This is a genomic window from Mucilaginibacter antarcticus, from assembly GCF_042686155.1.
Lineage (GTDB): Bacteria > Bacteroidota > Bacteroidia > Sphingobacteriales > Sphingobacteriaceae > Mucilaginibacter > Mucilaginibacter antarcticus.
In genome coordinates, this window is the sequence record NZ_JBHUON010000017.1 from 1 (window position 1) to 22552 (window position 22552).

Annotated in this window: 21 protein-coding genes; 17 read left to right on the forward strand and 4 right to left on the reverse strand. The window is 45.0% G+C overall.

Annotated features, from left to right (window positions below):
* Positions 1–84: 84 nt before the first annotated feature.
* From ACFSYC_RS13630 to ACFSYC_RS13640, 3 genes are all read right to left on the reverse strand, one after another.
* A complete protein-coding gene (locus ACFSYC_RS13630) occupies positions 85–2205 on the reverse strand; it encodes a carboxypeptidase-like regulatory domain-containing protein (protein ID WP_377128612.1) in 2121 nt (706 codons plus the stop codon).
* A 565-nt stretch (positions 2206–2770) separates the two neighbouring features.
* Positions 2771–4900, reverse strand: a complete 2130-nt coding sequence (locus tag ACFSYC_RS13635; RefSeq protein WP_377128615.1) for a xanthine dehydrogenase family protein molybdopterin-binding subunit — start codon at positions 4898–4900, stop codon at positions 2771–2773.
* On the reverse strand, positions 4897–5367 hold the full coding sequence (locus tag ACFSYC_RS13640; RefSeq protein WP_377128618.1) for a (2Fe-2S)-binding protein: 471 nt from the start codon (positions 5365–5367) through the stop codon (positions 4897–4899). Before ACFSYC_RS13640 ends, ACFSYC_RS13635 begins: the two co-directional genes overlap by 4 nt.
* A 254-nt stretch (positions 5368–5621) precedes the next feature.
* Between ACFSYC_RS13640 and ACFSYC_RS13645 the strand changes: the two genes are divergently transcribed.
* From ACFSYC_RS13645 to ACFSYC_RS13725, 17 genes are all read left to right on the forward strand, one after another.
* The gene (locus tag ACFSYC_RS13645; RefSeq protein WP_377128621.1) at positions 5622–6143 is read left to right on the forward strand and encodes a YceD family protein; all 522 of its coding nucleotides are present in this window, start codon (positions 5622–5624) and stop codon (positions 6141–6143) included.
* 15 nt (positions 6144–6158) lie between these two features.
* Entirely contained in the window at positions 6159–6347 is a 189-nt protein-coding gene (gene rpmF / locus ACFSYC_RS13650; RefSeq protein WP_144246778.1) for a 50S ribosomal protein L32, read from the forward strand.
* 17 nt (positions 6348–6364) lie between these two features.
* Entirely contained in the window at positions 6365–7300 is a 936-nt protein-coding gene (gene plsX, locus ACFSYC_RS13655; protein WP_377128625.1) for a phosphate acyltransferase PlsX, read from the forward strand.
* 16 nt (positions 7301–7316) lie between these two features.
* Positions 7317–8315 (forward strand): beta-ketoacyl-ACP synthase III, encoded by a 999-nt coding sequence (locus ACFSYC_RS13660; protein ID WP_377128628.1) that lies wholly within the window; start codon positions 7317–7319, stop codon positions 8313–8315.
* Between the two features lie 182 nt (positions 8316–8497).
* Positions 8498–8971, forward strand: coding sequence for an acetyl-CoA carboxylase biotin carboxyl carrier protein (gene accB / locus ACFSYC_RS13665; RefSeq protein WP_377128631.1), 474 nt, complete (start codon positions 8498–8500; stop codon positions 8969–8971).
* Positions 8972–9067: 96 nt separating this feature from the next.
* Positions 9068–10408, forward strand: a complete 1341-nt coding sequence (gene accC, locus ACFSYC_RS13670) for an acetyl-CoA carboxylase biotin carboxylase subunit (protein WP_377128634.1) — start codon at positions 9068–9070, stop codon at positions 10406–10408.
* A 68-nt stretch (positions 10409–10476) separates the two neighbouring features.
* Positions 10477–11331: a twin-arginine translocase subunit TatC gene (tatC, locus tag ACFSYC_RS13675; RefSeq protein WP_377128637.1), complete on the forward strand. Its 855-nt coding sequence runs from the start codon at positions 10477–10479 to the stop codon at positions 11329–11331.
* A gap of 22 nt (positions 11332–11353) precedes the next feature.
* Positions 11354–11788: a ribose 5-phosphate isomerase B gene (gene rpiB, locus ACFSYC_RS13680; protein WP_377128640.1), complete on the forward strand. Its 435-nt coding sequence runs from the start codon at positions 11354–11356 to the stop codon at positions 11786–11788.
* A 176-nt stretch (positions 11789–11964) separates the two neighbouring features.
* Positions 11965–13572, forward strand: a complete 1608-nt coding sequence (locus tag ACFSYC_RS13685; RefSeq protein ID WP_377128643.1) for a M28 family peptidase — start codon at positions 11965–11967, stop codon at positions 13570–13572.
* A 141-nt stretch (positions 13573–13713) separates the two neighbouring features.
* Positions 13714–15099: a LutB/LldF family L-lactate oxidation iron-sulfur protein gene (locus ACFSYC_RS13690; RefSeq protein ID WP_377128646.1), complete on the forward strand. Its 1386-nt coding sequence runs from the start codon at positions 13714–13716 to the stop codon at positions 15097–15099.
* 4 nt (positions 15100–15103) lie between these two features.
* A complete protein-coding gene (locus ACFSYC_RS13695) occupies positions 15104–15664 on the forward strand; it encodes a dihydrofolate reductase family protein (RefSeq protein WP_377128648.1) in 561 nt (186 codons plus the stop codon).
* A 49-nt stretch (positions 15665–15713) separates the two neighbouring features.
* A complete protein-coding gene (locus ACFSYC_RS13700) occupies positions 15714–17690 on the forward strand; it encodes an alpha-ketoacid dehydrogenase subunit alpha/beta (RefSeq protein ID WP_377128651.1) in 1977 nt (658 codons plus the stop codon).
* 3 nt (positions 17691–17693) lie between these two features.
* Complete coding sequence (locus tag ACFSYC_RS13705) at positions 17694–18299, forward strand: class I SAM-dependent methyltransferase (RefSeq protein ID WP_377128654.1); 606 nt, start codon at positions 17694–17696, stop codon at positions 18297–18299.
* A gap of 93 nt (positions 18300–18392) precedes the next feature.
* The gene (epsC, locus tag ACFSYC_RS13710) at positions 18393–19199 is read left to right on the forward strand and encodes a serine O-acetyltransferase EpsC (protein WP_377128656.1); all 807 of its coding nucleotides are present in this window, start codon (positions 18393–18395) and stop codon (positions 19197–19199) included.
* A gap of 1 nt (position 19200) precedes the next feature.
* Complete coding sequence (cysM, locus tag ACFSYC_RS13715; protein ID WP_377128659.1) at positions 19201–20073, forward strand: cysteine synthase CysM; 873 nt, start codon at positions 19201–19203, stop codon at positions 20071–20073.
* A 61-nt stretch (positions 20074–20134) separates the two neighbouring features.
* Positions 20135–20422 (forward strand): hypothetical protein, encoded by a 288-nt coding sequence (locus ACFSYC_RS13720; RefSeq protein WP_377128661.1) that lies wholly within the window; start codon positions 20135–20137, stop codon positions 20420–20422.
* Positions 20422–21456, forward strand: a complete 1035-nt coding sequence (locus ACFSYC_RS13725) for a hypothetical protein (protein ID WP_377128664.1) — start codon at positions 20422–20424, stop codon at positions 21454–21456. The genes ACFSYC_RS13720 and ACFSYC_RS13725 overlap by 1 nt, the downstream gene beginning before the upstream one ends.
* Before the next feature lie 103 nt (positions 21457–21559).
* Here ACFSYC_RS13725 and ACFSYC_RS13730 read toward each other — a convergent pair whose 3' ends face one another.
* Complete coding sequence (locus ACFSYC_RS13730; protein ID WP_377128667.1) at positions 21560–22549, reverse strand: glycoside hydrolase family 43 protein; 990 nt, start codon at positions 22547–22549, stop codon at positions 21560–21562.
* Positions 22550–22552: the final 3 nt, after the last annotated feature.

Sequence of the window (22552 nt, forward strand, 5' to 3'; positions counted from 1 at the left end):
CTTATGCCTTCGCTTAAATGATCCTCAATGATCTTTTCTTCTTTAATTTTGTTCATCGTTTACACTTTAATGTGTAAACCTATTTCAGGACAAGTCACGTGCTTTTATCCTAACTTCTCTTAACCTATGTACTTTATCCAACTGCCCTGTTTTTTCATAAATATCGTCCAGCTTTTTGCCATTATCTATGTATGCTTTTAGCGTACCTGATATATTAGTACTAACATCGCCAAGGCTGATGTTTTTAGTCATCTGTATTTCAGGTACTGCATCCAGCAGCACCTTAACTTTATTACTGTTGCTTTTATCTCTGGCCTGTACCGTAAATTTAATGCTATCGGTTATAAATATGCCATCAAACTTAAAACGCCCATTGGCATCGGCTGTTGTAAATTTAGTAGTACCACTAATTACTGATAACAATACAACATTAGCGCCCGGTACTATCTTATTAGTAAGTGTTGTCACCCTGCCGCTTATCTTTGCGCCCAAGCTTTCCGCCTCAAACGCCGGCTTAGTGTTAACAGCTCTGTCCAACTCCTTCCAAGTAAATCTGCGGTAACCTTGTGTAAGCATCAGGTTATCCAAAGCGCGGTTTACTTCGTCTGTTTCTTTAGTAAAATAGTAGTTGGGTTGTTCTACATAGCCCTTCAGGTCTGATTTGAGCAGAATATGCGAAAATATCGTATGCTCCTTACTCTCTTCAACCGGCATTTTGCTTTCATCAATAACCGATACCGAAAAGTTGCCGGCTGTAGGATTGCCCTTGCTGTCTTTAGCTTCTACTACTATTTTGATATGCTCCTTGCTTGTGTAAACTTCTTTGTCTGTCTTAATAGTCAACTGCATTAGGTCCCGGCTTCTGATAAAGGCTATGCGCTCATTTAACGGCTCGGCATTGTTTTTAAATATGGTAAACTGGGCTATACCGGTCGGAAACAGCTTTTTATCAAGCCAAATAGACGTTACCGGTCCGGTTACCTTTACCGCTGAAGCAAAAACACTTTCCCCTCCGGTATGTGCTACAAGGCCTAATGTTGATTGCTGCATGGCAGGCGAAGCATAAATTCTGACAAGCAAGCTGTCCTTACCGGGTTGATATACACCCAATATATAACCCTCATCTATAGCTTTAGGCAGTGCTATAATTTTTGTACTGCCATCGGGAAAATTCACCTGAGCCTGATAGGTTTTACCGGCTTGCGTCCGTAGCATAAAGCTACCCATGCCCGCGTGCAGTGTAGTAAATTGCGCAACCTTCGCTCCTTTGTCGTCAACAACAGTCCCCTTAATGTTTATACCTAACCCATCAATACCTATGGCTTTGAAGGCAACCTTTGAAGATATGCCGTTAACCAGGTTGCCACTCTCCGGAAAAAACTGGACATCCCTCTGTACCAGGCTAGCTTTAATAGGGAAATTACGTACTATTTGATATTTATCAGCCCCTTGTATGGTGGCACGGATATAGGCGCCTGCCAGATCAGCATTGGTTGAATTATCTATCTTGATGCTCACACTACCTAACGGGTCTGTTTTAATATTTTGAGCCCACACTACTTTTTTGTTAATCACAATCTGGTAGCGTAATGGGCGTTCGCCCAATGCCCTGCCTTCATCATCGGCGAAGTTAAGTAATGCAGTAAGTACCTGTTTGTTCCCGGCATCCCTATACTGGTAATCTGCCTTGGCTACTAAGTTATGGCTTAACAAATCTCCAACAGCAAAGGTCCGGTCAAAAAAATAATCAGACCCGGCATTACGCATCCATTGGGTGTAGGCACGAATACGATAGTTGCCTTCTTTAAGGTCATCATTCAATACAAAATCACCCATTACCATGCCCGATGTAACCGGAAGTTTTAATTTCGTTATTAGCGAATCTCTTTCATCTATGAAGTCAACATAAACCGCTCCGCTTAATGCAGATAGTTGATGGCGGCTGCCTATGGTAACATACCCCTTAAACCAAATGGTATCGCCCAGCGCATAATAGGGCTTGTCCATGTGCAGGTATACTCTCTCTTGGGGAATGCTGTCTGTCCAGCGTTGAAGGTTGCTAATTAATTTTTCAAAGGGGTCGTCCGCGTTAGGAACAAAAGAAACAAAACCGGCGAGTAAACACAATAACGCCAGTTTTAAAACCAATTTGCGATAGGTTTTAAGTCGGCGAATTAATCCGCGTGATAAGCGACTGACGGTCATGACAAGTAGTAGTTAGGCATTGGTTACCACTAATGTAAAGAGATTACCAGATTAAATACTACTGATTATCAGCATTATCTTTCAAAAATGACTTATAACGCCAGTTTTTAGCACGGCCGCATTTCCCTGGTATAGGGCATAGAATACCTTCGCTTCGCGGGATGGCAAAGCGGAGTGGCTATAGATTTTTAATTGCATTTAGAAAGGTATTTCATTTTTCGGAATGAGTAGTGGGTTTTAATGCCGTATTTTTTAACCCAGAGGGTTAACACCTTTGTAGAAAAAAACACAGTCACAAATTATTTGCCCCAGCGGGGCTACCCAATAAAGGGATTGCTATTCGGACACGCCTGTACGATGCATAAGGGTAGACCCTCCGGGTCAATTGAATATTTATCTCTGTTGTCTACAATGGTTTTGACCCGCTGGGTCAATCTCAGTTTTAGCATTACGCTATCAAAAATATTTAAGATAAGGTTTCATTGCACGGGGCCTAAAATCTAACATCATATAGTCTAGCGATGGGTTTGAAACCCATCGCTACTGATACTATTGCGACTATAAATTACACTTTCGGAAACTCGAATGGCAATTTCCTATACCTTATGCCCGTAGCAGCAAACACGGCGTTACCCACGGCCGGGGCAATTGGCGGCAAGCCAGGCTCCCCCAATCCGGTTGGCGGATCTTCGGAGGGAACAAATTTCACAATCACCTCTAGCGGCGCGTCTTTCATCCGCAGAAATTTATAGGTATTAAAGTTTTTCTGAACCACGGCGCCTTTGTCAAACGTAACCTTGCTAAATAAGGCGTGGCTCAGGCCATCTATGATAGCGCCTTCCACCTGGGTTTCGGCGCCGCTTTGGTTTACTACACGGCCGCAGTTTATGGCGCTGTACACCTTGGTTACGCGCAGTTTGCCATCTTTCATTTTAGTAACCTCGGCCACATGTGCGGCGTAAGTGCTAAACGAGTAATGCGCAGCTATACCCTGGTAAACGTTAGGGCCTTTTGGTTTGCCCCAGCCGCTTATTTGTTTTACCAGTTCTAACACGCTCTTATATTTTGCAGGATCGTACCCCGGGCCTTTGCCTGTAGGTTGGCTTTTGGCTATGTCTACCAGTTCCAGGCGCAGCTCCAATGGATCTTTTTTCATTTGGTGCGCCAGCTCGTCTAAAAAGCATTCATCAGCAAAAGCAACCGCGTTTGACGTAGGCGCGCGCCATGGCCCGGTTTGGATATTGGTTTTCAGGCTATGATTGTCTGCCCGGTAATTGGCAATGCTCCCCGCAGGGAAACCATCTGCCCGGCCTGCTGAACCGCCCGATAAAACGGCGCCGTTAAAATGCCAGGCGGCAATTTGGTTTGTTGTTTGATTAACTGCGGCCTGGTATTTAAACATGCTTGCCGGGCGGTAAAAGTCGCCCTGCATATCATCTTCGCGCATCCACAGCATTTGCACCGGGGCCTTAGCCGCCTGCGATATCAATGCCGCTTCGACACCATTGTCTGACTGTAGCTTACGGCCAAACCCACCACCCTGACGCGGCATGCCTAAAGTTATCCCTGCTTCGGGTATATTTAATGCCCTTGCAACATCGCTACGCAGTCTTGAAGGGACCTGTGTTGGGCCGTACAGTTCTACTTTATCGCCCTTAACATCGGCAAAAAAGTTTAGTGGCTCCATGTTAGCATGCGAAAGTGCAGGCACCTCATAAGTAGCTTCAATAATTTTATGGTCTTTATTTGCTAAGGCGATGTCAATATCGCCGTCGTTACGGCCGGGCTTATCGCTTTTATTGTTCAACAATTCGTTAAACGACGCTGTATGTTCTGTGGTGCTCTCCAGTTTACTTTCGTCCTGCCATTCAACTTTCAAAACATCACGACCTTTTTTGGCCGCCCAGGTTGAGGTGGCTAAAACTGCAACCACGTTACGTGCCTGCACCACGTTTTTAACGCCCGACACTTTGCGGGCTTCTGTATCGTCAAAAGACTTTAACGTTTTACCAAATGCCGGAGGGCGGGCAACTATGGCAAACAACATTCCCTCGCGGCGGGTATCAATGCCGTAAAGCGGCTGCCCCGTAATGATTTTGTGGTTGTCAATGTTATGAACGCGTGTGCCTATGATCTTAAAATCTTTAGGGTCTTTTAGCTTTATATCGGTTGGTACAGGCAGCGTAGCCGCCTTAGCAGCAAGCTCGCCGTACGACAGCTTTTTGCCGCTTGGTTTATGTATCACAAAAGCGTTTTCGGCATAGCATTCCGTATCAGGTACGCCCCATTGCTGGGCTGCCGCGCTAATCAGCATTTGCCGTGCTGCCGCGCCTGCATTACGGATAGGCAGATATCTGCCACGCACCGCACCACTGCCCCCGGCTACCTGGGCGCCAAACTTGGCCTGGTCAAGCGGAGCCATTTCCACATACACCTTATCCCATGGCACTTCCAGCTCTTCGGCCAATATCATCGGCAGGGCGGTTTTTACCCCCTGGCCTATCTCGGGGTTGGGCGACATCAGTGTCACCAACCCTTTTGAATCTATCGACACATACCCATTGGGCGAAAATATGGCGTCAGCAAAGTGCGTCGGGCTTGCATCTGCCAGTAATTGAAAACCAAACATTACGCCTCCGCCTGCCACAGCGCTCACCTTTAAAAAGTGTCGCCTTGAAACTCCCTGATCGCTCATTTGGTTGTAGCTCCTTTCTTACCTGCGGCTAAGTGTATCGCCTTACGTATACGGTAATGCGTACCGCAACGGCAAATGTTATTTATGGCTAAATCTATATCCGCATCTGTAGGGTGCGGGTTTTGTTTTAGCAATGAAGCCGCCGCCATAATCTGTCCGGTTTGGCAATAGCCGCATTGCGGCACATCCATATCGCTCCAGGCTTGTTGCACCGGGTGGCTGCCATCTTTACTCAGCCCCTCAATGGTAGTGATCTTTGAATCTTTCACATCCGAAACCGGCAACTGGCAAGAACGCACAGCGGCGCCATTGTAATGTATGGTACAAGCACCGCACTGGGCAATGCCGCAGCCAAACTTGGTGCCTACCAGGTTTAAATGATCGCGCAATACCCATAGCATCGGGGTATCAGGGTCGGCATCAACAGTAAGTATTTTATTGTTGACGGATAGTTTATATGTTGCCATACTAAGGGGTTAATAACCGGTTAAGTAAATTTATTGGTTATTTATTTAGGATGCAAGCGGATAGGACGGTGAGGTGAAAATGTTACATAAATAAAGCCCCCGGATAAGTCCTCCCGGTCATAGAGGATTTATGCGACCAGGGCTTCCTAAAATCTCCCCTACCGGGGGAGATTTGGAGGGGGCCAATTCCATTTAAAAAAAACCTTTTTCAGTATTGGTATTTTTGTCTACATTTGCAGGCTAATTGTAGCTCATTGAAATCGCTAAGAAATTATTCGATTCCTTTTACCGGTTTAGCACTCGGAAAGCATCATTTTGAGTTTGATGTAAAGGATGACTTTTTTGCCGAGTTTGATTACTCGCTGGTTAAAAAAGCCAATTTGGTGTGTAAGGTTGAAATAGATAAGCAGGAAACAATGCTGATTCTGGATTTCAAAATTACAGGCACTATTAGTACCGCCTGCGCCAGGTGTTTGTCTGAGTTTGATATGCCGATAGCGGTGCATGAGCAGCAGATAGCCAAGTTTAGCGACGAGGAGATTGATGAAGATGATGAGATCATAGCCATAGGCAAAAACGAGCATGAAATACAGCTTGCAGGCCTTATCTATGAGTACATAAATGTTGCAGTGCCTTTAATAGCTACTTGCAGCGGCGGGGATGACACCTCGAAGTGTGATAAAGAGATGATTGATAAGTTAGACAACTTATCGTCGGGGAATGAACAAGACGAGCAAGCGGATCCGCGTTGGGACGCACTCAAAAATATTAAATAATAATAAGTACAAGTTATGCCACATCCAAAGCGTAAAATATCCAAATCGAGAAGAGACAAGCGTAGAACTCATGATAAAGCTATCGCTCCAACTTTAACTACCTGTAAAGTAACAGGTGCTGTACACTTGCCACACAGAGCTTACACTGTTGACGGTAACGTATACTACAACGGTAAATTACTGATAGAAAAAGCAGTAGCCTAACCACCTAATTTTCAAATATGAAGATTGGCTTAGACATTATGGGCGGAGATTTCGCTCCCAAAGCAACTGTTTTAGGGGCTATCGAGGCATATAAAGTTTTACAAGGCCACACAATAGTACTTATAGGCGACAAAGACGCGGCTATAAGTATTCTTAGTGAACAAAACTTTAGCCCCGATAACTTCGAGTTTGTACATACAACCGAAGTTATTGGCATGGGCGAACACCCCACCAAAGCGGTTGTTCAAAAACCAGACTCAAGCATCAGCGTAGGATTTAAACTGTTGAAAGAGGGTGCCATTCAGGCTTTCTCATCGGCAGGTAATACCGGCGCTATGCTGGTTGGCTCCGTGTTTAGCGTTAAAACTATCCCGGGCATCCTTCGTCCGGCTATTACCACAATTGTTCCAAAGGTTAAGGGCGGCATGGGCATTTTGCTTGATGTTGGCGCTAATGCCGATGTAAAACCAGAAGTACTTGTACAGTTTGGTGTGCTGGGCAGCCTGATGGCGCAAAATGTTTACGGTATAGAAAATCCGCGCGTAGCGCTAATGAACATTGGCGAAGAGGAAGAAAAAGGCAACATGCTTTGCCTGGCTACCTATCCTTTATTAAAAGAAGCATCAAACATTAACTTTATAGGTAATGCCGAAGGGCGCGACTTGTTTGGCGATCATGCTGATGTTTTTGTGTGCGATGGTTATACCGGTAATATCATATTAAAACTTGCCGAATCATTCTACGTAATTACCCGTAAAAAGGGCTTTAAAGATGAATTTTTTGATAGGTTTAATTATGAGAGATACGGCGGCAGCCCCATTTTGGGAGTAAACGCGCCGGTTATTGTTGGCCACGGTATTTCAAATCCCGAGGCTATCAAAAATATGGTACTTTTGTCTAAAGATATGGTTGAGAGCGACCTGGTTGGTAAAATAACCAGGGCTTTTCAATAATATAAAAAATACAACTATGAGTAAAATTACTGCAGCCATTACGGCTGTTAATGGTTACGTACCAGATTATGTACTCACCAACCAGGAGCTGTCTACCATGGTTGATACCAATGACGAGTGGATAACCAGCCGCACCGGTATCAAAGAGCGCAGAATTCTAAAAGGCGAAGGCCTTGGCACCTCAGATCTTGCCGTTCCGGCTGTTATGGGCTTGCTAAAAAAACGCGGCATTGGCGCCGAAGAAATTGACCTGATCATTTTTTGTACTACCACCCCTGATATGCCTTTCCCGGCAACGGCTAACTCTTTTGCGCACAAAATTGGCGCAGTTAACGCCTGGGGGTTTGATATGCAGGCTGCCTGCTCTGGCTTTGTATTTGGCCTTGCTACCGGCGCCCAGTTTATTGAAACCGGTATGCACAAAAAGGTTTTAATTGTTGGTGCCGATAAAATGTCATCAATTGTTGACTACCAGGACCGCGCTACCTGTATAATTTTTGGCGACGGCGCAGGCGCAGCCTTGCTTGAACCAAGTACAGAAGGTTACGGCATTATAGATTCTATTTTAAAAAGCGACGGATCAGGTATCCCTTTTCTTAATATGAAAGCAGGTGGCTCTATTAAACCTGCAACCCACGAAACCATCGACGCACGCGAGCATTATGCTTACCAGGAAGGTAAAACGGTATTCAAGTTTGCTGTTACCAGCATGGCCGATGTTGCTGCCGAGGTTATGGAGCGCAACAACTTAACCGCCGACGATATTGCATGGCTGGTACCTCACCAGGCCAACAAACGCATTATTGATGCCACAGCAAGCCGTACCGGCGTTTGCGAAGATAAAGTTGTTATAAACATTGAAAAATATGGCAACACTACCAACGCTACAATACCTTTATGCCTTTGGGAGTGGGAAGATAAATTTAAAAAGGGCGACAATATAATTCTTGCTGCCTTTGGCGGTGGTTTTACCTGGGGCTCTATGTACCTTAAATGGGCTTACGATACAAAGTAATACATTGACGTGCATCTGCATATATATGCAGATGTGCCAATGCTTTTTTTAAGAACATTACAATACAAGAGTTGTTAATTATCAATAACTTGATAAAATAAATTTATAAATTCATCTGCACATTTGCACATCAGCATGTTTGCATATCAAATAGCTATCCAAAAACCCTATAATCTGCAATAATGGATATTAAACAAATACAAGATCTAATTCGCTTCGTGTCTAAATCAGGCGTTAACGAGGTTGCCATTGAGCAAAAAGATTTCAAGATCACTATTAAAACTACCGGCGAACAGACCGTTGTACACCATGCAACGCTGCCTTTGCCGGCTGCTGCCGCACCAGCACCTGCCGCTGCTTTGGCTCCTGCTGCGGTAGCTGTCCCTGCTGCTCCGGCGGTTGCAGATACTTCAAATTATATCACTATCAAATCACCAATGATAGGCACTTTCTATCGCTCATCATCGCCAGACAAACCATTGTTTGTTAACGTAGGCGATGAAATAAAATCAGGTAGCGTAGTTTGCATCATTGAAGCTATGAAATTATTTAACGAGATTGAAGCTGAAGTATCGGGCCGTATTGTAAAAATACTGGTTGATAACGCTTCGCCGGTTGAATATGATCAGCCATTGTTTTTAGTAGAACCTATTTAGATGTGCAAATGCGCAGGTGCGTGGATGTGCAGATAAGTTGCACGTCAAAAACCATCTGCACATCTGCATATTCGCACATCTGCACATTTAAAAGTTATGTTTAAAAAAATACTAATAGCTAATCGTGGTGAAATTGCCCTGCGGATCATCCGCACCTGCAAAGAAATGGGCATTAAAACCGTAGCTGTATATTCAACTGCCGACCGTGAAAGCCTTCACGTACGCTTTGCTGACGAGGCTGTTTGTATTGGCCCGCCACCAAGTAAAGATTCTTACTTAAATATTCCAAATATTATATCAGCTGCCGAGCTAACCAATGCCGATGCTATCCATCCGGGTTATGGTTTTTTGTCAGAGAATGCTAAGTTTTCTGCTATCTGTGCAGAATACGGTATAAAATTTATAGGCGCTACTGCCGATCAGATCAACTCCATGGGCGACAAAGCATCAGCTAAAGAAACCATGAAGAAAGCGGGTGTGCCAACTATCCCGGGTTCTGAAGGTTTGTTGCCTGATGTTAAAACCGGTATCGCGATAGCAAAAAAAATAGGTTACCCTGTTATACTTAAAGCAACTGCCGGTGGTGGTGGCCGCGGTATGCGCGTGGTATGGAAAGATGAAGAGTTTGAAGCTGCCTGGGATTCGGCACGTGCGGAGTCTGGCGCTGCCTTTGGCAACGATGGTATGTACCTTGAAAAATATGTACAAGACCCGCGCCACATAGAAATACAAGTAGTTGGCGATCAGTTTGGCAAAGTTTGCCACCTGTCTGAGCGCGATTGTTCTATACAACGTCGTCACCAAAAACTGGTTGAAGAAGCGCCATCGCCTTTTATGACCGAAAAGTTGCGTAAAAAAATGGGCGAGGCTGCTATTAAAGGTGCCAAAGCCGTTAAATATGAAGGTGCCGGCACGGTAGAGTTTTTGGTTGATAAAGACCGTAATTTCTATTTCATGGAAATGAATACCCGTATCCAGGTAGAGCATCCGGTTACCGAAGAGGTGATCAACTTTGACCTGATTAAAGAGCAAATTAAAGTTGCTGCGGGTATCCCTATATCCGGTAAAAACTACGAGCCAACAATGCATGCCATTGAGTGCCGTATTAACGCCGAGGATCCGTTTAACAATTTCCGCCCATCACCAGGTAAGATCACTAACTTCCACTCGCCGGGTGGCCACGGAGTGCGTGTAGACACGCATGTGTACGCCGGATATACCATACCGTCTAACTACGATTCGATGATTGCTAAAGTTATTTGCGTGGCGCAAACCCGCGAAGAGGCTTTAAGCACGATGGAGCGTGCCTTAAGCGAGTTTGTTATTGAAGGTATTAAAACCACTATTCCGTTTCACCTTAAACTGTTAAAAGACCCTAACTTCCGTGCGGGTAACTTTACCACTAAGTTTATGGAAACGTTTGAATATAGCGCTTAAGCAAAAACTAACAGCCATTATATAACGTTAATAGCACTTGCCGGGAACATAGATACGGTGTAACACAAATGAGCGAAGAAAGAAACCTGGTAAAAGCTATAAAGGAAAAAGGTAAAAACCTTGAAGCCGAGATGTCATTTTTTGACCACCTAGAAGCTTTAAGATGGCACCTTATTAGAGCGGCAATTGCTATCCTGATTTTAACCGGGGTTGCTTTCTGGAACTTTAAATTTATTTTCGACGAGATTATCATGGGCCCTTTTCGCCCTGATTTCTGGACTTATAAAATGATGTGTAAACTGGGCGAAGGTTTTTGTTTGCAAAAAATAAATGCCGAGATTATTAACACTGAGGTAGGTGGGCAATTTATGTTGCAAATCAACTCGTCAATGCTGGTAGGTATCATACTTTCAACACCGTACATTTTGTGGGAGTTATGGCGCTTTATCAAGCCGGCGTTATTAGAGAAAGAACGTAAAGCCGCCGGTGGTTTTGTACTTTATGCCTCGCTTTTATTTTTAGTAGGGATATTGTTTGGCTATTACGTTATAGCGCCCGAGTCCATATCTTTCCTGGCCAGCTTTAGTGTAAGCGACACGATAAAAAACACGTTTACGATCAACTCATACTTATCAATGGTAGCTACTATTACCTTAATTATGGGTTTGGTATTTGAGTTGCCGATACTGATTTTCGTATTAGCGTCGTTAGGTGTATTAACCGGCACTTTCATGAAACGTACGCGCCGTTATGCCATCATCATTATGTTGATTGTTGGCGCTATTATTTCGCCGTCGCCGGATGTTACGGCTTGCATGATTGTTACCTTGCCTTTATTGGCTTTGTATGAGATAGGTATTATGATTGCTTCGCGGATTGAAAAACGCCGCGCTAAAGAGCATACTGATTTAATGACATCGTAATAAAACCTGCGATAACCATACCATGATAGAAGGACTTAAGATTGCTATTGGCGCAGACCACGCCGGCTTTGAAATGAAAAACGCCCTGTTAACCATACTTGGCGAAAACGTTAAAGATTTTGGTACTTTTTCAAAAGACTCTTGCGATTATACAGACTTTGCCCACCCGGTTGCTTTGGCAGTAGAGAGTGGCGAGTTTAATTACGGCATACTACTTTGCGGCAGCGCCAATGGTGTAGCCATTGCAGCTAACAAACACCAGGGAATCCGCGCGGCATTATGCTACAACGAAGCGGTAACAGAACCCGCCCGCAGCCATACCGATGCCAATGTATTATGCATCCCGTCAAACTTTGTGACGCTGGAGCAGGCTAAAAAAATTGTAGAGATATTTTTCAATACTGAATTTGAAGGCGGAAGGCACGCGAGAAGAGTAAACGCTATCCCTTGCGCGTAAACGCAACTGTAAAACAATACTTGCAATAGCGATGAGTTAAAACTCATCGCTATTGTTGTTTATGGGCGGTGTGGTGGTCGCAAGGCGCTACAAACATCTAACCAAAATTATCGACAGACGACATCAACTTATCCTAACAAATTACTAATTTGTGGACTTTTAATTAACTGTAATAAATGAAAAAAGTAATATTAACACTTTCGCTGGCCGCTTTGGCTGGCGGTGTTTGGGCGCAGCAAAACAAAACCGCTATGAAATATGCGCCTGTTATCAACGCAGAGCTGGCTAAAAAGCACCTGAGCATCCTTGCATCAGATGAATTTGAAGGCCGCGAAACCGGTAAACCCGGGGCCGAGAAAGCTGCCAATTACATAGCTGCCGAATTTAAGGCATTGGGCCTGCAACCTGTAAATGGCTCATACTTTATGAATGTGCCCTTAATTGAAAGCTCTTTTAGCGTTAGCGTGTTTACCGTAGGCAGTATGGCCTATACTGCCGGCAAAGACTTTAGTGCGACAGGCAGTCTGCGACACAATATTGCTGCCGATGCGATGGGTGGCGACGGCGGAGTTGTTTACTCCAAAGAAATCTTGTTTATAGGTTACGGCATTGGCACAGATACTTATAACGACCTAAAAGATGTAGACATCGCCGGCAAAGTTGTGTTGTACATTAGCTTTGGCGAACCTATGGTAAATGGTGTGTCAAAGGTTAGCGGCACAGATAAGATGTCAAAATGGGGTACGGATAGGGCTACCCGCATCAGCTTTCTACAAAGCAAAAAACCAGCATTAATATTAGCCGTAAATCCAGCAAGTTCTGCTGTTCGCCGTGGCAACGGTGCACGTATGATGATCAAACCGGAAGGGACTGCAGTTGCCACCGCTCCTGTTTATACTATCACCCCTGCAATTGCTAACGAGTTGTTAAAACCAACCGGTAAAACCATTGCCGAATTAAAAGCTGCTATCGATCAAAACGGACAGCCACAAACTCAAAAAGTAGCAACTACTATCAACACTACTTTTGAAGCAATAGAGAAACCTGTAAAAGCCGTTAACGTTTATGGACTGTTGCCAGGTACCGATGCAAAATTAAAACACGAAACATTAGTAATATCATCACACTATGACCACATAGGTATATTGCCGGAAGGTACGCCGGGTGACCGCGTTTTTAATGGCGCTGATGACGATGGATCTGGTACTACAGGTGTCTTGAGCATTGCCCGTGCTTACTCGCAGGCTGCAAAAGCCGGCAAAGGCCCGCGCCGCAGCATATTGTTTTTAACCGTAGTTGGCGAGGAAAAAGGCTTGTTAGGTTCTGAGTATTACTCGCAACACCCGGCTATCGCGGTTGAGAATACTATTGCCGATTTGAACATAGACATGATTGGACGCGTTGGTGAAGAATATGCAGGAAAGGCTGATTCGGCAAATACGGTTTACGTTATTGGTTCGGCAATGTTGAGCACAGATTTGCGTAAAGTAAGCGAGAACGCCAACAACACCTACATCAAAATGAACCTTGATTATAAGTATGACGATCCTAACGACAAGAATCAATTTTACTATCGTTCAGACCATTACAACTTTGCTAAACTGGGGATCCCAATTGCCTTTTACTTTAATGGCGTACACAAAGACTACCATGGTTTAGGCGACGATATCACCAAAATAAACTTCCCATTATTAGCCAAACGCGCGCAGCTGGTTTACTATACCGCCTGGGATTTGGCGAATGCTGACAAGCGACCAGTTGTTGACGGAAAAAATACGCGTTAAACGCAAACGTAGAGACGCAATGCTTTGCGTCTGCTGTGGATAGTGAGACGCAAAGTATTGCGTCATTATCCTATATATCATTACAAAAGAGACGTTAATATAGCGTCTCTTTTTGTTAATGTAAATCCCTAAATTAGCCGCATGACATCCATCGCCGAGGAATTTTTAGTTGATGCTGAGGGTAAGGCTTTTGACGTTGATCACCGCCGCATTATCAATTACAACATTGGTAAATATGACGCCGCGGTAAACCGCGGCCTGTCGCGGCTGATCAATCTTGACAATGCCAAACGCAAGGCTCATGTCACTAAATGGAAAGTGATGGAAAACCTGGACAAGATACTGCCCGAGTTTGAAGCCAATTTTCAAAAGCGCGGGGGCAAAGTTATTTGGGCCAACGATGCTGCCGAAGCTAACAAGGAGATACTCAACATCATCCAAAAAGCGGGCGCCAAAACGGTGGTTAAGTCAAAGTCGATGGTCACCGAAGAAATTGAGCTTAACGAGTTCCTGGAGCATCACCAAATAGAGTCATTAGAAACAGACCTGGGCGAATACATTGTACAATTGCTGGGGCAAAAGCCTTATCATATTGTGACGCCCGCCATGCACCTGTCTAAAGAAGATATTGCCAAATTTTTCAACGAGAAATTCGGCACCCCTTTAGATTTCACCCCAGAGCAACTTACCCAAAAAGCGCGCGAGTTACTGCGCGAAAAATATTTACAAGCTGATGTTGGCATAACGGGCGGCAACTTTTTAATTGCTGATACCGGCAGTATAGCCCTAACAGAAAATGAGGGTAATGCCAGGTTAAGTACGTCTTTCCCTAAAATACATATTGCTATTGTGGGGATAGAGAAGATTATTCCGTCTATCGCCGATCTTGATCTTTTTTGGCCTCTGCTGTCTACCCATGGTACCGGCCAAAATTTAACGGTTTACAATACCATATTAAGCGGACCGCGTCAGCCCAATGAGACTGACGGTCCCGAAGAAATGTATGTGATATTGCTGGACAATGGCCGTACAAATCTGCTGGCTCAAAAAGACCAGCGCCAGGGTTTATATTGCATTCGTTGCGGTGCCTGTTTAAATGCATGCCCGGTTTATAAAAACATTGGCGGCCATACTTATGGCACGGCTTACAGCGGGCCTATTGGCTCTATCATCACCCCGCATTTGCAGGGCATGAAAGAGTTTAAGCACTTAAGTTACGCCTCGAGCCTGTGTGGTAAGTGTACCGAGGTTTGCCCGGTGAAGATTGACATTCATAAAATGCTGCTGCTAAACCGCCGCGATGCGGTTGATCAGGGCTTTGTGCCTATTAAAGAAAAATGGGGATGGGCGGCCTGGCGCAAAGGAATGCTTAGCCGCAAGCTGGAAGACTTTTTTAGCGGCAAAACTAAAAACCGGTTAATGCAGACTTTCTTCAAAAAAACCTGGGGCCATTACCGGGATATGCCCGATGTTGCGGGAAAATCATTTGCCGAACAGTGGCGAGAAAAAAATCAGCCTGAAAAATAATATCATGCGTAAAATAATTTTAAACCTGGCAGTTAGTCTTGATGGCTACATTGAAGGGCCTAAAGGCGAAGTAGATTGGTGTCTTACTGATCAGGATTATGGCATGGGAGCTTTTTTTGATAATGCTGATGCCATATTTATGGGCCGCAAAAGCTATAACATGATTGACGGCATGCCCAGCCCTTTTGGCGATAAGCAGATCTACGTATTTACAGATTCGCCTTTCATGGTGCCTAATGACGATATAATTGCTATTGGTAGCAGAAATTTTTTAAAGGATGTACAAGCTATTGTTGAGCAGCCGGGGCAAAACATTTGGCTTTTTGGCGGTGCCGGTTTGTTATCCAGTTTTATTAAACATAAACTCATTGCCGAGTTTATTTTGTCTGTACATCCTGTAGTTTTGGGCGGCGGCAAACCCTTGTTTTCTGATGTGCGCGAAAAGCTGGATCTGATGTTAATGGGTAGCGAGACTTTTAGCACCGGCCTTATTCAGCTCAGATATGTTATCAAGCCTAAATTTGATCTAAGCATGTTAGACCAGCAATTATCCTCGTTAAATTAGCATCCTGTTAACCCCAACCCTAAGCCCTAAAATTCAGTAGATTAGCTGTATGATTTTTGACCGCAAGAAACTTGACGATAACGCGCTCATAGCAATTTATAAAAAATTGCTGTACCCGCGTGTTATTGAAGAGAAAATGCTGGTATTATTAAGGCAGGGGCGGATAGGTAAATGGTTCTCTGGTATAGGCCAGGAAGCCATAGCCGTAGGCGCAACACTGGCCATGCAGCCCGACGAATATATACTCCCCATGCACCGCAACCTCGGTGTATTTACTACCCGTAACGTGCCGTTTAGCCGCTTATTAGGCCAATGGCAGGGCAAAGCATCGGGATATACCAAGGGGCGCGACAGGTCCTTCCATTTTGGCTCACAGGAACATAAGATCATCGGGATGATATCGCACCTTGGCCCACAAATGGCGCTGGCCGACGGAATAGCTCTGGCAGATGTTTTATCGGGTCAAAAAAAAGCTACGCTGGTTTTTACCGGCGAGGGCGGTACCAGCGAAGGTGACTTTCACGAAGCGTTAAACATAGCAGCGGTATGGAACCTGCCTGTTATTTTTTTGGTAGAGAACAATGGTTACGCACTATCTACACCAACCAATGAACAATATCGCGCAAAAAAATTAATTGATAAGGCCCTTGGCTACGGCATAGAAGGCCGCCAGCTAAATGGTAATAATATATTAGAGGTTTATTACGCCATTAGCGAGATTGCCGCTAACATTCGCCAAAGGCCGAGGCCGGTACTGGTAGAGTGCATGACCTTTAGGATCCGTGGGCACGAAGAAGCATCAGGGACCAAATATGTACCTCCTGAACTGATCAGCGAGTGGCAGGACCGCGACCCGATAGCTAAGTTTGAGAACTTCCTGATTGCTGAAGAGATACTACGGCCGGAGTGGATACCTTATCTGCGTAATGAGTTTTTGAAAGAGATTGACCCGGCGATTGACAAGGTAATGTTGGAGAAAGACATTCGCCCAAATTTATTTACTGAGATCAATGATGTCTATAAGCCGTTTGCGCGGCCATCGTTTAAGTTATCGCCTACGTCAAAAGTAATACGCTACATAGATGCCATCCGCGAGGGCCTGATGCAGGCCATGACCAAACACGAAAAGCTGGTAATTATGGGCCAGGATATTGCCGAATACGGCGGCGTGTTTAAAGTGACGGAAAACTTTATAGATCTTTTTGGCAAAGAGCGCGTGCGCAACACGCCGCTTTGCGAGTCGGGCGTTATTGGTGCGGCTATGGGGCTGTCGCTTAATGGTTACAAAGCTTTGGTCGAGATGCAGTTTGCTGACTTTGTAAGCAGCGGATTTACGCAACTTGTAAACAATCTGGCAAAAACCCACTACCGCTGGGGTCAAAACGTTGATGTGGTTATCCGTATGCCTACTGGCGCGGGTACTGCGGGCGGGCCTTTTCACTCGCAAAGCAACGAGGCCTGGTTTACTAAGACACCGGGATTAAAAGTAGTGTACCCGGCGTTCCCGGCGGACGCTAAGGGTTTGCTGATGTCGGCCATTGCCGACCCAAACCCAGTAATGTATTTTGAACATAAATACCTGTACCGCAACCTTACCGGCGAAGTGCCGGATGGCGAGCTGTACATTGAGATAGGCAAGGCACGCGTGGTTAAAAAAGGCACGCAAGCTACTATTGTGGCATATGGCTACGCCGTACACTGGGCGCTTGAATATTTAGCCAGCCACCCGGACAAGTCAATAGAAGTGATTGACCTGCGCAGTCTGCAGCCCTGGGATAGCCAAACCGTTATAGCCAGCGTTAAAAAAACTGGACGGGTAATGGTGGTGCATGAAGACACGCTGACAGGCGGCTTCGGTGCCGAAGTTGCCGCGGTAATAGCGGAAAACTGTTTTAAGGATTTAGAAGCTCCGGTAATGCGCTGCGCCAGTTTAGACACCCCAGTACCCATGGACAAAGGACTGGAAAATCAGTTTTTAGGTAAGGCCAGGTTAGAGAAGGCTATGGAGAAATTATTGAATTATTAAGCCATGAATAACCCACTCCAAATCTACGGCAACATAGACATATACCTATTTGACCAATTGCTAAAGGGCACTTATCAGCATTGTAAAAAGGTGCTGGATATTGGTTGCGGTGGTGGCCGTAACCTGCATTATTTTCTGCAAAATGGTTTTGAGGTGTTTGGGGCAGATCACAACACCGACGCGGTACTTGCCGTGCAGTCTTTGTCTTCCGCGTTAGCTCCTAATAATCCTACAACAAACTTTACTGCCGCTGCGGCGGATGACTTGCCGTTTGCAGATAACGAATTTGACCTGGCGATAAGCAGCGCGGTATTACATTTTGCTAAGGATGAAGCGCATTTTGAGGCCATGGTAGCCGAAGCATTTCGGGTTTTAAAGCCGGGGGGCTATTTTTTTGCCCGGCTGGCATCTGATATCGGTATTGAAAGTTTGATTAAACCATTAGGTAACGGCCGCCATTTGCTGCCAGATGGTTCCACAAGGTTTTTGGTAAATCAGGATACCTTATTAAAGCTTACCAGCAACTACGGCAAGTTACACGAGCCTATTAAAACCACCAACGTTCAAAACTTGCGTTGTATGACCACCTGGTGCGTGCAAAAAATGTAAAACCAAAATTTGTCTGGGTCGCGTACTTTTTACATCTAGACAACAAAATTTTGTATAAACTTGCAAAACACTGGTTATACCACTGTATTTGCTATGAACGACGACTTCTATCGCCATATATTAAATAAACAGCAACTGGCTGAAACGGTACCCTCTAACAAGGAAATCACTACCTGGGCCATGCAGGTTATCCGCCTGCTGTTTCCTGAGCAATCAAAAAAGGTTTTCATTTCCATTGGTCAGCTGCAAGACGAGTTTGACAAGCTGAAGCAGGAGCTTTTGCACATTATGGACGCCACTAAAGCGTGTGATGACTGCGATAATACTAACCGTGCCAAAAGCTTTTTTGACCAATTACCTGAGCTTTACCGCGTATTAAACACGGACATACAAGCCATATTTAATGGCGATCCAGCGGCTCGCAGCGAGTTTGAGGTGATACGCACCTACCCGGGCTTTTTTGCTATATCGTGCTACCGTTTGGCGCATAGTCTTTATAAACATGAAGTGCCTTTGTTGCCACGGATTTTAACGGAATACGCCCATTCAAAAACAGGTATTGACATCCATCCTGCAGCCGAAATTGGCGAGTATTTTTACATTGACCACGGTACCGGCCTGGTAATTGGCGAAACTACCGTAATTGGCAAACACGTTAAATTATACCAGGGCGTAACCCTTGGGGCGTTAAGTGTTGACAAAAGCATGGCCGATACCAAGCGCCACCCAACCGTGGAAGACAATGTGGTTATTTACTCGGGCGCCACTATTTTGGGTGGCGAAACGGTGGTGGGCTACGATAGTATTATTGGCGGTAATGTATGGCTAACTAAAAGCGTTGAACCACATTCAAGAGTATATCATGCGCCTACAGTGAAGGTGCTAAAAAAGAGCAAATAATATGGCAACTTTAATAGACCTGATAGGTAACACCCCACTAGTTGAAATAAAAAGGCTTAACCCAAATCCGAACGTAAAAATTTATGGTAAGCTAGAGGGTAACAACCCCGGTGGCAGCGTAAAAGATCGCGCGGCGTTAAACATGATAAAAAGCGCTTTAGAGCGCGGCGATATTAAACCTGGCAGCAAACTGATAGAAGCTACCAGTGGTAATACTGGTATTGCTTTGGCTATGATAGCATCGTTGTACGGTTTAGAAATAGAACTTGCTCTGCCATCAAACTCTACCAAAGAGCGTACCGTGGCGATGGAAGCTTTTGGGGCCAAAGTAACTTTATTGGACGGCATTGAAACCTGCCGCGACTATGCCGAAAATAAAGCAGCAAACGAAGGTTGCTTTATACTGGACCAATTTGCCAATCACGACAATTACATGTCGCATTACAAATCAACCGGTCCGGAGATTTGGCGTGATACGGACCAGCAGATCACGCACTTTGTAAGCGCTATGGGTACCACCGGTACTATTATGGGCTGCTCTAAATACTTAAAAGAAGTTAACCCGGATATTCAAATTATAGGCTGTCAGCCTACCGAAGGTTCATCCATCCCCGGTATTCGCCGCTGGCCCGAGGCTTACCTGCCTAAAATATTTGATCCAACCAGAGTTGACCGGGTGATGGACATTGCCGAAGCCGATGCAGTTGCTATGACGCGTAAACTGGCGCGCCAGGAAGGCATATTTGCCGGCATGAGCAGCGGTGGTGCATGTTCGGCTGCTATAAAACTAGCCTCTGAAATTGAAAGTGGCGTAATCGTGTTCATTTGCTGCGATCGTGGAGATAGATATTTGAGCACCGATTTATTTGGGTAATATCTTCTTTACATTTCAGTCTTAACGACACTTTTGTACCTTGTTATACATAACACAAGGCATGAAAATCAACAAACGTAATTTAACGGCTTTAACAGCAGCGCTCTATTTAATCTTCTGTTTTTCAGATGGTAAAGCACAAACACAGGCTGTAAGCACCAACGATTTTTTAAACAGCATCGGCGTAAACTCGGCCATATCCGCCCTGGCGAAAAACTTGATAAAACCATTGAGGCCATCAGGTATACCGGCATCCGGTGGATCCGGTCTGGTTATGAGGGTAATGCCACGGCGGACGATTACCTGGCTTTGCACCGCAAAACCGGCATCAAATTTAGCTACGGCTTAATGAGCGGCGGCGCAGATATACCCCGTTTGTTAGCTGGCGGCAAAAAGCTGGCCAATGCAGGGGCACTGTTAGCTTTTGAGGGCGTTAACGAACCCAATAACTGGCCCCTAACTTACCAAGGCGAAAAAGGAGGTAAAAACCTTAGCTGGCTTACTGTTGCCAAACTCCAAAACGACCTTTACAAAGCCGTAAAAGCTGACAAGCAACTAAGTGCCTACCCCGTTTGGAGCTTAAGCGAAAATGGTGCACAGACTGATAACACCGGCTTGCAATACTTAAAGATCCCGGTAGGTAGTAACCTTGCCATGCCTGACGGTACACAATATGCCGATTACGTCACCTGCCACAACTATTTTTCGCACCCATCGCACAAAGGATTGTATGATAATCAAACCTGGAACGCTGCCGACCCCGGCCCGCTTTGTAGGGTGGATGGCCTGTTTGGTAATTACGGTAAAACCTGGGCAAAAAAATTTAATGGCTATACGGAAACGGAGCTGATAGACCTGCCTAAAGTAACAACCGAAGCCGGCGTTACCATAGACGGTACGTTTACCGAAGAAAAGCAAGCCCGTTTATACCTTAACCTTTACCTCGCGCAGTTTAAACGCAAGTGGAGCTATACGGCGATTTATTTACTACGGGATCGGTCAGACGAGTCAGGCAATCAAACTTTCGGCTTTTACAAGCCGGATTATACCCCACGCAAGGCAGCGCTTTATCTGCATAACTTAACTACCATATTGGCCGATAAAGCCACTACAAAAAAGCCGCAGAGCCTTGCTTACACGATTACTGATAAACCGGATATAGTTCACGATCTGCTGCTGCAAAACAGTAACGGCAAATTTCAACTAGTAGTCTGGGGCGAAAAAGCCAGTGGGAGCGTTAGTGTGGATGTCACCTTTGCTAAAAAAGTCAGAGAGATTAAGGTATATGATCCTGTAATGGGCACATCAGCTATCCTTAGTGTTAAAGCTGCTGATAAGATTAGCCTAAATTTAAGTGATCACCCAATGGTTGTAGAGCTGTAAACGGACTTGCTCCCGCAGCCTCCGAGTAAATACCATTTTGCTATACAAAAAACGCGGCTCGAATAATCGAACCGCGTTCTATAAATAATTTCAAGCTTACTGCTTATTTAATCAGTCTTGCCTCTACACCTTCATTGGTAATTTTAACCGGTAGTATATGGCCTTGCTCGTCAAAATACATTTTGTCGATACAGGTTACACGGTGGTTACCGTTAGTTTCTGTAAGCGGACGGCGGTGGTAAACAATGTACCAATCGTCAGTTTTAGGTATGTTAATAACCGCGTGGTGGCCTGCACCGGTAGCGATAGACATATCTTGTTTCAGCACCAAATCGATACGCTCAAACGGGCCCGTTGGCGAATCGCCTATGGCGTATGCTACCCGGTAGTTAGGGCCTGTCCAGCCGCCTTCGCTCCACATTAAGTAGTATTTACCTTTGCGTTTAAACATCACAGGGCCTTCAACGTAGTCTTTCGGAGTTATTGATTTGTATGTTTCGCCATCGGCAAAAGGCACAAGGCCGGTAAAATCTTTATTCAGCTTCGCGATGTTGCAATGTCCCCAGCCACCGTATATAATGTAATACTGGCCATCGTCATCTTTATAAATAAACTGATCAATCGGTTGCGCGCCATTAATGATCTTATCAATCAGGGGTTTGCCCAAAAGGTCTTTAAACGGTCCCTGGGGCTTGTTACTCACAGCCACACCAATACCGCCAACCTGATTGTTGTTTTGAATGTCGTTAGCGCCAAAGAAAATATAATACTTATTACCCTTTTTGGTAACAGCCGGCGCCCACATGGCTTTTTTAGCCCATTTAACACCCGATGTATCTATAATACGCTCGTGCTTTGTCCAGTTCACCAAATCTTTTGATGAAAAGGCGTCCATGTAAACCTGCTTTTCGTATCGGTCAGAGTAGGTTGGATACACCCAATATTCCTTGCCAAAGATCTGTGCCTCGGGGTCGGCATACCAACCTTGGGCAATAGGATTACCCGATGTTTTTTTAACCGCTGTTTGCGCGGCTACTAAGCCTGCCGATAAAGCCAGCATAGCAGTAAGGGTTATTGATTGATAAAATTTCATGAC

Excerpts from the sequence above, each read along its gene's own strand:
- ACFSYC_RS13630 (WP_377128612.1), bottom strand. The coding sequence starts at position 2,205 with ATGACCGTCAGTCGCTTATCACGCGGATTAATTCGCCGACTTAAAACC.
- ACFSYC_RS13635 (WP_377128615.1), bottom strand. The coding sequence starts at position 4,900 with ATGAGCGATCAGGGAGTTTCAAGGCGACACTTTTTAAAGGTGAGCGCT.
- ACFSYC_RS13640 (WP_377128618.1), bottom strand. The coding sequence starts at position 5,367 with ATGGCAACATATAAACTATCCGTCAACAATAAAATACTTACTGTTGAT.
- rpmF (WP_144246778.1), top strand. The coding sequence starts at position 6,159 with ATGCCACATCCAAAGCGTAAAATATCCAAATCGAGAAGAGACAAGCGT.
- plsX (WP_377128625.1), top strand. The coding sequence starts at position 6,365 with ATGAAGATTGGCTTAGACATTATGGGCGGAGATTTCGCTCCCAAAGCA.
- ACFSYC_RS13660 (WP_377128628.1), top strand. The coding sequence starts at position 7,317 with ATGAGTAAAATTACTGCAGCCATTACGGCTGTTAATGGTTACGTACCA.
- accB (WP_377128631.1), top strand. The coding sequence starts at position 8,498 with ATGGATATTAAACAAATACAAGATCTAATTCGCTTCGTGTCTAAATCA.
- accC (WP_377128634.1), top strand. The coding sequence starts at position 9,068 with ATGTTTAAAAAAATACTAATAGCTAATCGTGGTGAAATTGCCCTGCGG.
- tatC (WP_377128637.1), top strand. The coding sequence starts at position 10,477 with ATGAGCGAAGAAAGAAACCTGGTAAAAGCTATAAAGGAAAAAGGTAAA.
- rpiB (WP_377128640.1), top strand. The coding sequence starts at position 11,354 with ATGATAGAAGGACTTAAGATTGCTATTGGCGCAGACCACGCCGGCTTT.
- ACFSYC_RS13685 (WP_377128643.1), top strand. The coding sequence starts at position 11,965 with ATGAAAAAAGTAATATTAACACTTTCGCTGGCCGCTTTGGCTGGCGGT.
- ACFSYC_RS13690 (WP_377128646.1), top strand. The coding sequence starts at position 13,714 with ATGACATCCATCGCCGAGGAATTTTTAGTTGATGCTGAGGGTAAGGCT.
- ACFSYC_RS13695 (WP_377128648.1), top strand. The coding sequence starts at position 15,104 with ATGCGTAAAATAATTTTAAACCTGGCAGTTAGTCTTGATGGCTACATT.
- ACFSYC_RS13700 (WP_377128651.1), top strand. The coding sequence starts at position 15,714 with ATGATTTTTGACCGCAAGAAACTTGACGATAACGCGCTCATAGCAATT.
- ACFSYC_RS13705 (WP_377128654.1), top strand. The coding sequence starts at position 17,694 with ATGAATAACCCACTCCAAATCTACGGCAACATAGACATATACCTATTT.
- epsC (WP_377128656.1), top strand. The coding sequence starts at position 18,393 with ATGAACGACGACTTCTATCGCCATATATTAAATAAACAGCAACTGGCT.
- cysM (WP_377128659.1), top strand. The coding sequence starts at position 19,201 with ATGGCAACTTTAATAGACCTGATAGGTAACACCCCACTAGTTGAAATA.
- ACFSYC_RS13720 (WP_377128661.1), top strand. The coding sequence starts at position 20,135 with ATGAAAATCAACAAACGTAATTTAACGGCTTTAACAGCAGCGCTCTAT.
- ACFSYC_RS13725 (WP_377128664.1), top strand. The coding sequence starts at position 20,422 with ATGAGCGGCGGCGCAGATATACCCCGTTTGTTAGCTGGCGGCAAAAAG.
- ACFSYC_RS13730 (WP_377128667.1), bottom strand. The coding sequence starts at position 22,549 with ATGAAATTTTATCAATCAATAACCCTTACTGCTATGCTGGCTTTATCG.